Source organism: Bradyrhizobium sp. sGM-13 (assembly GCF_018398875.1).
Lineage (GTDB): Bacteria > Pseudomonadota > Alphaproteobacteria > Rhizobiales > Xanthobacteraceae > Bradyrhizobium.
Map to the genome: position 1 here is coordinate 1 of NZ_JAGWDK010000441.1, position 235 is coordinate 235.

General features: G+C 64.7%; 1 protein-coding gene. It reads left to right on the forward strand.

Annotated elements, in window-relative coordinates; genetic code table 11:
* A partial coding sequence (locus KJQ96_RS39580) for a DUF4910 domain-containing protein (RefSeq protein ID WP_213291284.1) occupies positions 1-235 on the forward strand: 235 nt, incomplete at both ends.

Sequence of the window (235 nt, forward strand, 5' to 3'; positions counted from 1 at the left end):
TCATCCGAGCCTCGCCAACGACAATCTCTCGGGAATCGTCGTCGCCACCGCGCTCGCCGCGCACGTGCGCAGCCGGAAAAGGCATCTGAGCTACCGTTTCCTTTTCGCTCCCGCGACGATAGGCGCCATCACTTGGCTCGCGGCGCATGGCGACCGCGCCAAGCTGATCAAGCACGGACTGATCCTCACCTGCGTCGGAGACCCGGGTCCGTTCAACTACAAGCAGAGCCGCCGC